Source organism: Sphingomonas sp. CCH9-E2 (assembly GCF_001557215.1).
GTDB lineage: Bacteria > Pseudomonadota > Alphaproteobacteria > Sphingomonadales > Sphingomonadaceae > Sphingomonas.
This window is the reverse complement of record NZ_LSJM01000208.1, coordinates 1-5,190: the sequence shown is the minus strand read 5'-3', so window position 1 is coordinate 5,190 and position 5,190 is coordinate 1. Positions and strand designations below refer to the sequence as shown.

The window sequence follows — 5,190 nt, the reverse complement described above, 5'->3', positions numbered from 1 at the left end:
GCCCTGATCGCCGCAGCGCTCGGACGGTTCAAGGCAGCGGGCACCCCCGCCCCGCCCTGGAAACCGGCCACTGCCTTCGTGGCCCAGGGCGTGTACCGCCGCACCCGCAACCCGATGTATCTCGGCATGACGCTGATCTATCTCGGCCTCGCCGTCGCCGCCAACGCGCCGGCAGTGCTGTGGCTGTTCATCCCGCTGATCATGACGATCCACTATGGCGTCATCGCCCGCGAGGAACGCTATATGGCCGACAAATTCGGCGTCGCTTACGTCAACTACACGCACAGCGTCCCGCGCTGGCTCTAACCTTCGCGCTTCCCGAAGAAATGCTCGACGATATGCTCGGCGATCCGCGCCGGGCGCAGCGTCGTTGCGTCCACGCAGCACCAGCGTGACTTGACCTCGGCCAGCACCACATCGCCCCGGCGGATGATCGTTTCGTAGAATGCGCTGACGCCCTGCACCTTTTCCAGCAGCACCGTCGCGACCACCTCGTCGTTCAGGAAGGCGGGCTTGCGATAGGTAATCTCGTGCTTCAGCGCGACCCACAGATGCTTCGCCACCTCCTCGGCGGGCGCCAGCTTCTGCCAGTGCGTCAGCACCGCTTCCTGCACCCATTTGAGATAGCTGGCGTTATTGACGTGTCCCATGAAATCGATGTCCGCAGGATCGACGGGGATCGGGACTTCGAACGGGGTGGCTGCACGGGTCATAGGTTCACCTTAACGTAAGCTGCGCCCGAATGCGAGGGGGCACGATCCCGCTCACAACGATTTCTCTCGACCCATTGATCCCGCTTTCGAATTCACGGTATGCCCGTGTCAAAGACCATAAGGAGGATGCCATGAGCGACACGATCCCGGCGCAGGCCAAGCAGATGTTCTCGACCGTCACCGATGACGGCGGCCTCGAACTCACCCTGCGCGACGTACCGGTCCCGCAGCCGACCGGGGACGAAGTTCTGATCCGGGTCGAGGCGACGCCGATCAACCCCTCGGACCTTGCAGTGATGCTCAGCGTCGCCGATTCCAACGCCTTCACCGCGCTCGGCTATGGTGCGCGTGCGGAGATTCCCGAGGCGCTGCGCCGCCATGTCGCGGTGCGCGCGGGCAAGCCGCTGCCGATCGGCAATGAAGGTGCCGGTACGGTCGTCGCAGCCGGCGACGATCCCGCCGCACAGGCGCTGATCGGCAAGACCGTCGCTGCAGCCGGCGGCGGATTCTACACGCAATATCGCCTGCTCCGCGCGCGCGACTGCCTCGTCTTCCCCGACGGGATCGCCGCCGAGGAAGCCGCCTCGTCCTTCGTCAACCCGATGACCGCACTCGGCATGGTCGGCACGATGCGGCGTGAGGGCTACAAGGGCCTCGTCCACACCGCAGCCGCATCGAACCTCGGCCAGATGCTGGTCAAGCTCACTTTGTCCGAAGGCGTTCCGCTCGTGAACATCGTGCGCAGCGACGCGCAGACGCAGCTGCTGCGCGGCCTCGGCGCAACCCATGTGGTCGACAGCAGCGCGCCCGACTTCATGGCCCAGTTGACCGAAGCGATTGCCGAGACCCAGGCCTTCCTCGCCTTCGACGCGATCGGCGGCGGCAAGCTCGCCGGCCAGATCCTGACCGCGATGGAGGCCGCAGCCGTCCGCACCAATCCGGCGAACGGCCCCTATGGCTCGTCGACGATGAAGCAGGTCTATATCTATGGCGGCCTCAGCACCGCGCCGACCGAGCTCAATCGGGGATTCGGTATGATCTGGGGCGTCGGCGGGTGGCTGCTCACCCCCTACCTCGCCAAGGCGGGCATGGAGGAAGTGACGCGGATGCGCGCCAAGGTCGCGGCCGAAATCCGCACCACCTTCGCCAGCAGCTACAGCAACCGCATCAGCCTGGAGGATGCGGTCCAGCCTGGCTGCATCGCCGCCTATAACCGCCGCGCGACGGGTGAAAAATATCTGATCCTGCCACAGCTTTGATCGCGCTCCGGGAAACCCTGCGTTCCCATTTCGTGATTTGAACAAGTCGGGGGCGTCGCGCATTGTCGTGACGCCCTCGTCACGCAATCCGGAGATCCACTATGCGCATCGTCCTCGCCACCCTGCTCGCCGCGACCGCCATCGCCACCCCCATCGTCGCCCAGCAGATGCCGGGGTCGAAGGACAAGGCCGCGATCACCGGCGGCAGCTACTCCGTCGACGCCAACCACACGTTGGTGAAGTGGGAGGTCAACCATTTCGGCTTCTCGCCGCTGTGGGGCCTGTTCGGTCAGGTCACCGGCACGATGCAGCTCGATCCCAAGAACCCCGCCGCGTCCAAGGTCGACGTGACCATCCCGGTGTCGAAAATGGTGACCGGCGTTCCCGGCTTTACCGCGCACCTGCTGCGCGACGGCAAGGATGGCGGCAGGCCCGACTTCTTCGGCTCGGCCCCGGCGGATGCCCGTTTCGTCTCGACCAGCGTCACCGTCGATGCGAGCGGCGAGGCCGCGCAGGTCGCGGGCAACCTCACCCTCAACGGCGTCACCAAGCCGGTGACGCTCGACGTCGACTTCTACGGCGCGGGCAAGGCGCCGGCCCAGATGGGCGGCAAGGAAAATGTCGGGTTCGAGGCCGAGGCGAAGATCAAGCGCAGCGACTTCGGCCTCGGCTATGCCGTGCCTTTGGTCAGCGACGAGGTCGAACTGACCATCGCCGCCGCATTCCAGAAGTAACCGATCAGGCCGCGCGCCGGATCTTCGCAAAGCCTTCAAAGGTAGCGCGGACATTCGGCGACGCGGCCTCGAGCCGCTCGGCGATCTGCGCCATCAGCGCGTCGGTGTCGCCACCCGGCATGCGATGCGCCATCGCCCAATCGCCGAACTCGCGCGCCGCGATCTCACGCCGCGACAGCGTCACGACCGCGCGATGGCGCGGATCGGCTCCAATGCGCCCGAACGCACGCTCGACCGCATCGACGGGCCCCTCAAGCGCTTGCAGGAATCGCCGCCCATCGGCGTAGAGAAATCCCGTAACGCCATCGCGCTCATTGTTCCGGCGGGAGACGGTCAGGATCTGCGCGACATCGATCGGGGCGATGTTGGCGGCGCTGCTGATGTACATGATTTGAAGCATTTTTCATCCTGTTCAGCCCCCGAACCAAGCTATGCCGCTCAAATCTTTACAGAATGATATCGACCGGCCAGTGCCGTCCGGGGCATTACAGTCTGGACATTTGTTGCGCGTCCGGGCTAAGCGCCCCACACAATGTTGCACGACCGCAGCCTCCTCCCGCTTCGACTTACCCGCCCTTAGGGCGTGGATTCGCGCGGGTACGGCCTGCGCACACGGCCTAAGGGCAGAGCACACCCTCCCCGACCGTCCGTTTCGAAGCGAGAAGTTCCATGTTGCGCGATCCCAGCGTCAAATACCGCCCCTTCCCCCAGGTCGATCTGCCCGATCGCCAATGGCCCTCCCGCACGATCACGCGCGCGCCGCGCTGGCTCTCGACCGATCTGCGCGACGGCAATCAGGCGCTGATCGACCCGATGGATGCAGAGAAAAAGACCCGCTTCTTCGACCTGATCTGTCGCGTCGGGATCAAGGAGATCGAGGTCGGCTTCCCCAGCGCGGGTGCGACCGAATTCGACTTCATCTCCGGCCTCGTCCGCGACGGCCGCATCCCCCAAGACGTGACGATCCAGGTGCTGACCCAGGCGCGCCGCGACCTGATCGAAACCAGCTTCGAAAGCCTGCGCGGCGCGAAGCAGGCGATCGTCCATGTCTATAACGCGGTCAGCCCGGCATGGCGGCGCATCGTGTTCGGCATGGAGCGCGATCAGGTGAAGGCGATCGCCACCGACGCCGCGCGAATGCTGCGCGATGGCGCGGCGGCCCAGCCCGACACCGACTGGCATTTCCAATATTCGCCCGAGACCTTCTCGACCGCCGAACTCGATTTCTCGGTCGAGGTGTGCGCCGCCGTGATGGAGGTGCTGCGCCCCACGCCCGACCGCCCGCTGATCCTCAACCTGCCCGCGACGGTCGAGGCGGCGACGCCCAACATCTACGCCGACCAGATCGAGTATTTCTGCCGCCACATCCCCAATCGCGACAGCGTGGTGATCTCGCTCCACACGCATAACGACCGCGGCACCGGTGTCGCGGCGGCGGAGCTGGGCCTGATGGCGGGCGCCGACCGCGTCGAAGGCTGCCTGCTCGGCAATGGCGAGCGCACCGGCAATTGCGACCTCGTGACCGTCGCGATGAACATGTACACGCAGGGCGTCGACCCCGGCCTCGCCTTCGACGATATCGACGAAGTGGTGAAGACGGTCGAATATTGCACCAACATCCCGGTCCATCCGCGCACGCCCTATGCCGGCGACCTCGTCTTCACCGCCTTTTCGGGCAGCCATCAGGACGCGATCAAAAAGGGCTTTGCCGCGCAGGAAGCGCGCAACGACGATCTCTGGGAAGTCCCCTATCTCCCGATCGACCCCGCCGATCTCGGCCGCAGCTATGAAGCGGTGATCCGCGTCAATTCGCAAAGCGGCAAGGGCGGCGTCGCCTGGGTGCTGGAACAGGACAAGGGGCTGAAGCTACCCAAGCGGCTCCAGGCCGATTTCAGCCGCCATGTTCAGCGCATGGCCGACGAAACCAGCCGCGAACTCAACGCGCAGGACATCTGGGCGACCTTCCAGACCGCCTATCGCCTCGAAACGCCCCAGCGCTTCACGCTCGGCGCCTATGACGAAACCCGCGCGTCCAATGGGGAGCGCATCTTCGCCGGCGCGATCGAGGTGGACGGCGTGTCCAGATCGGTCAGCGGGCGCGGCAACGGCCTGATCTCCAGCGTCGTCGCCGCGATCCGCGAAGGCTTTGGCGTCGAACTCGACATAGCCGACTATGCCGAACATGCGATCGGCCATGGCTCCACCGCGCAGGCCGCCGCCTATGTCGAATGCCGCACCGCCGACGGCCGGACCATCTGGGGCGTCGGCATCGACGAAGACGTCGCCACCGCCAGCGTCCGCGCCGTCCTCAGCGCCGCGAGCGCGCTGGCCTGAGTTACCGTCGCCCCGGCGCAGGCCGGGGCCGCCAAGTTAGTCAGGGAAGCCCGCACCACAGGGCGGCCCCGGCCTCCGCCGGGGCGACGAAAGGAATAGAGGAACAACAGATGCAACGCTCCCCCCTCGCCCCCGCCGCCTTCCCCACGC

At 65.8% G+C, this 5,190-nt stretch carries 6 protein-coding genes; 4 read left to right on the top strand and 2 right to left on the bottom strand.

Annotated features, from left to right (window positions below; genetic code table 11):
- The coding region (locus tag AX681_RS09980) for a methyltransferase family protein (RefSeq protein ID WP_066682174.1) at positions 1 to 306 on the top strand (306 nt) is incomplete at its 5' end.
- Here the strand turns inward: AX681_RS09980 and AX681_RS09975 are convergent.
- Positions 303 to 713: an acyl-CoA thioesterase gene (locus AX681_RS09975; protein WP_066656449.1), complete on the bottom strand. Its 411-nt coding sequence runs from the start codon at positions 711 to 713 to the stop codon at positions 303 to 305. The two genes, AX681_RS09980 and AX681_RS09975, sit on opposite strands and share 4 nt — an antisense overlap.
- A 131-nt stretch (positions 714 to 844) precedes the next feature.
- Between AX681_RS09975 and AX681_RS09970 the strand changes: the two genes are divergently transcribed.
- Both AX681_RS09970 and AX681_RS09965 read left to right on the top strand, forming a co-directional pair.
- A complete protein-coding gene (locus AX681_RS09970) occupies positions 845 to 1,972 on the top strand; it encodes a zinc-binding dehydrogenase (protein ID WP_066656451.1) in 1,128 nt (375 codons plus the stop codon).
- Positions 1,973 to 2,073: 101 nt separating this feature from the next.
- Positions 2,074 to 2,706, top strand: coding sequence for a YceI family protein (locus AX681_RS09965; protein WP_066656453.1), 633 nt, complete (start codon positions 2,074 to 2,076; stop codon positions 2,704 to 2,706).
- A 4-nt stretch (positions 2,707 to 2,710) separates the two neighbouring features.
- Here AX681_RS09965 and AX681_RS09960 read toward each other — a convergent pair whose 3' ends face one another.
- A complete protein-coding gene (locus tag AX681_RS09960; protein WP_066656456.1) occupies positions 2,711 to 3,106 on the bottom strand; it encodes a BLUF domain-containing protein in 396 nt (131 codons plus the stop codon).
- A 269-nt stretch (positions 3,107 to 3,375) separates the two neighbouring features.
- Between AX681_RS09960 and leuA the strand changes: the two genes are divergently transcribed.
- Positions 3,376 to 5,040 (top strand): 2-isopropylmalate synthase, encoded by a 1,665-nt coding sequence (leuA, locus tag AX681_RS09955; RefSeq protein WP_066656460.1) that lies wholly within the window; start codon positions 3,376 to 3,378, stop codon positions 5,038 to 5,040.
- Positions 5,041 to 5,190: the final 150 nt, after the last annotated feature.